This window comes from Rhodococcus sp. (in: high G+C Gram-positive bacteria) (assembly GCF_049299235.1).
GTDB lineage: Bacteria > Actinomycetota > Actinomycetes > Mycobacteriales > Mycobacteriaceae > Rhodococcus.
The window spans coordinates 1-3,652 of record NZ_JBAQXC010000343.1; the positions used below are offsets into that span (position 1 = coordinate 1).

The following is a 3,652-nucleotide window of genomic DNA, read 5'->3' on the forward strand; positions in this document are numbered from 1 at the left end:
CGCTCGATCTATTCGATCGAGCGTGCCACTCGCTCATGGCCGGCGGGCCGGGTCACTGGCTCATGGCCGGCGGGCCGGATCACGTCGTCCGGTCGCGGGCCGGGTCGTAGAGATGGGAACATGCGACGCCGGGCTGCTCACGGATGCCGAGGGCGCGCCCGACGAGGATGACCGCGGTGTGCTTCAGTCCGGCCTCCTCGACGAGGTCGGCGATGTCGGCGAGCGTGCCGCGCAGCACGACCTGGTTCGGTCTGGATGCGAACGCCACGACCGCGCACGGGCAGTCGGCACCGTATTCGACGCTCAATTCGTCGGCCAGCACGCGGGTTCGGGTGATCGCGAGGTGCAGAACGAGACTCGCGCGGATCCCCGCGACCTTCCCGAGCGACTCGGTCGCGGGCATCGCCGTGGATCGCGCCTGGGTGCGGGTGAGCACGATGGTCTGCGCGAGTTCGGGCACCGTCAGTTCGGTTCCGAGCGCGGCAGCGGCCGCGGCGTACGCAGGCACACCCGGCGTGACATCCCACGGGACGCCTGCGGCGTCGAGGCGACGAGCCTGCTCGGTCAGTGCCGAATACAGCGACGGGTCACCGGAACACAGCCGCACCGTGTCGAGGCCTCGCCGGTGCGCATCGACGAGGTGGGCGGTGATCCCGTCCAGATCGAGATGCTGGGTGTCGATCAACTCGGCGTCGTCCGCGCACTGCGACAGCACCTCCTCGTCCAGGTACGTTCCCGCATACAGCACCACTTCAGCGGCACGCAGCATCGCCACCGCCCGCATCGTCAACAGGTCCGCCGCACCCGGACCGGACCCCACGAAATGCACTGTCATTTTTCACCTTTCACGACGCACCATTGCACCACCGGTCGCATCGCCTGCCATCCGGTGAAGGTACCGATGGCGGAGGCCTGCTCGACGGACAGCCGCGTCAGCTCACCGCCGTGGCGCTTCCACCATTCGATCAGAACCGCTTCGGTTTCCAGCGTCACCGCATGCACGACGAGACGGCCACCGGGACGCAACGCATCCCAGCAGGTTTCGAGAACACCCGGACGGCTGCCACCACCACCGACAAAGATCGCATCGGGGGTGTCCAGTCCGGCAAGCCCACTCGGGGCGGTGCCCCGCACGACCCGCACAGTGGTCGGAACACCCAACCGGGCGGCGTTGCGTTCGATCGTGCCGGCGCGGGAGTCGTTCTGTTCGAGGGCGATCGTGCGGCACCGCGGGTCGGTGCGGGCCCATTCGATGCCCACTGAACCTGCGCCCGCTCCGACGTCCCACAGCACCTGTCCCGGCGTCGGAGCAAGCGCACAGACCGCAGCGACGCGAATCGGCCGCTTGCTGAGCTGCCCGTCGTGGTCGAAACAATCGTCGGGCAGCCCCGGGGTGGTCGAAAGACCCTCGGCACCGGAACATTCGATGCACAGCACGTTCAGGTCCGCGGCGGTCACGTCGACCAGATCACGGGCGTGTCCGTCTCGGCGGGTCTCCGAGGTCGGGTCGCCGAGGCATTCGAGCACGGCCACCCGGGCGTCGGCGAAGTCGGCGTCGACGAGCACCCGCGCGACCTCGGCCGGACCGGACGCACCCGACGTCAGTACGACGAGCCTGCGCCCGCGGGTCAGATAGCGGCGCACCACACCGATGTTGCGGCCGACCAGCGTGACAGTGTCGCAATCCTCGGCGGCCCAGCCCATTCGGGCGCGGGCCAGCGCGACGGACGACACCGCCGGGATCACGTGCACGGCGTCCGGCCCGAGGCGTCGGACGAGCGTCGCACCGATCCCGGACACCAGGGGATCACCCGAGGCGAGCACGACGATGCGGCGGTCCGTGTGACGATCGAGCAGATCGTCGAGGCCGGGTAGCAGCGGCGACGGCCATGCCTCGCGCAGCGCAGACGTGTCGGGCATCAGCTCGAGGTGGCGCCGTCCGCCGAGCAACACCTCGGCCCGCAGGATATGTGCCCGTCCCGCGGGGGCAACACTGTCCCAGCCGTCCGCGCCGACGCCGACGACGGTAATCGCGCCAGCCGTGTCGGTGAACTTCATGTCGGTGAACCCTAGCCCAGCCGCTCCGGCTAGACTCGCCCCGGCATAGACAATCGAGGTGCCCCTCACGGGGATAATCGGGAAGCCGGTGTGAATCCGGCACAGGCCCGCTGCGGTGACCCGGGAGTCGTCGATCATGCGCGTCAGCGCAGCCACTGGACCGGCGGTCCGGGAAGGCGATCGCACGACGCTCGACCGGGAAGTCCGAATACCGGCCTCGATTCGGCAGCCGAAGAAGAACGTCCCAGCGGGAGCCTGTGGAGGATCCAGTGCACGTGTATCCGTTCAGCGCCGTCGTCGGCTCCGACGACCTGGCGCTGGCCCTGACCCTGTGTGCCGTCTCACCCGCGATCGGTGGAGTGCTGGTGCGCGGCGAGAAGGGCACCGCCAAGTCGACGATGGTCCGGGCGCAGGCGGCGCTGCTACCGCAGGTCACGGTCGTCGGGACCTGCCGTTTCGGCTGCGACCCCACGATGCCCGACCCGACCTGCCCGGACGGCCCGCATGCCGCCGACGATCCGGTGCACATCCGCCCCGCCCGGCTCGTCGAACTACCGGTCGGGGCCACCGAAGACCGCGTCACCGGGTCGCTGCATCTGGGCAAGGCCCTGGCCGACGGGGCAGCCGAGTACGAACCCGGCCTGCTCGCGCTCGCCCATCGCGGGGTGCTGTACGTCGACGAGGTGAACCTGCTGCACGACCACCTTGTCGATCTACTCCTCGACGCGGCCGCGATGGGGCGCTCGACGGTCGAACGCGACGGTGTCTCGGTGACGCACGCGGCGCGATTCGTGCTGGTGGGGACGATGAACCCCGAAGAGGGCGAGTTGCGGCCCCAACTGCTGGACCGGTTCGGGCTCACCGTCGAGGTCGCGGCCCCCCGCGATCCGCAGCAGCGCGCGGAGATCGTCCGGCGCCGACTCGCGTTCGACGCCGACCCTGCCGGCTTCGTCGCGCAGTGGTCCGACGCGGAGGCCGCCTTGTCCGATCGGATCGCCGATGCCCGCGCCCGGTTGCCGCGAGTTCTGCTGACCGACGCCGCGCTCGTCGCGATCGCCGAGGTGTGCGCGGCATTCGACGTCGACGGGATGCGTGCCGACCTGGTGACCGCGAAGACCGCGGTCGCGCACGCCGCGTGGTGCGGTCGCGACGAAGTGACCCGCGACGACATCGCGGTCGCCGCGAAACTCGCACTGCCGCATCGTCGCCGGCGCAATCCGTTCGACTCCCCCGGTATGGACGAGCAACTCCTCGACGACCTTCTCGGTGACCGCGGCGACGAGACCGAACCCGACGGACCGGATGACGATCCGGGTGGTGGCAGCCCGTCGGAGGGCCCGGAGTCCACACCGTCCGGCCCCGGATCCGCGGGCACTCCGACACCCACCACCGTGACAGCACCCGGCGATCCCTATCGCACCCGACTGCTGGCAGCGGACCGCACCGGCCGTGGCGCCGCGGGTCGCCGGTCACGGGCGCGCACCACGATCGGTCGCACGGTCGGCGAGCACAGCGGCGATACCGGTCCGATTCATCTGCCCGCGACCATCCGCGCCACCGCCGCCCACCCGTGTGCCTTTGTGGACCCGGGAAC

3 protein-coding genes and 1 riboswitch are annotated in these 3,652 nt (G+C 70.2%); of the genes, 1 reads left to right on the forward strand and 2 read right to left on the reverse strand.

Annotated elements, in window-relative coordinates; all coding sequences use genetic code 11:
• Positions 1 to 79: 79 nt before the first annotated feature.
• Together WAX14_RS21370 and cbiE are read right to left on the reverse strand one after the other, a co-directional pair.
• Entirely contained in the window at positions 80 to 835 is a 756-nt protein-coding gene (locus tag WAX14_RS21370) for a cobalt-precorrin-4/precorrin-4 C(11)-methyltransferase (protein ID WP_422630047.1), read from the reverse strand.
• On the reverse strand, positions 832 to 2,058 hold the full coding sequence (gene cbiE / locus WAX14_RS21375) for a precorrin-6y C5,15-methyltransferase (decarboxylating) subunit CbiE (protein WP_422630048.1): 1,227 nt from the start codon (positions 2,056 to 2,058) through the stop codon (positions 832 to 834). The genes WAX14_RS21370 and cbiE overlap by 4 nt, the downstream gene beginning before the upstream one ends.
• A 44-nt stretch (positions 2,059 to 2,102) precedes the next feature.
• Positions 2,103 to 2,292, forward strand: a riboswitch (cobalamin riboswitch).
• Between the two features lie 35 nt (positions 2,293 to 2,327).
• Here cbiE and WAX14_RS21380 point away from each other — a divergent pair.
• On the forward strand, positions 2,328 to 3,652 hold a 1,325-nt coding region (locus WAX14_RS21380), incomplete at its 3' end, for an ATP-binding protein (protein ID WP_422630049.1).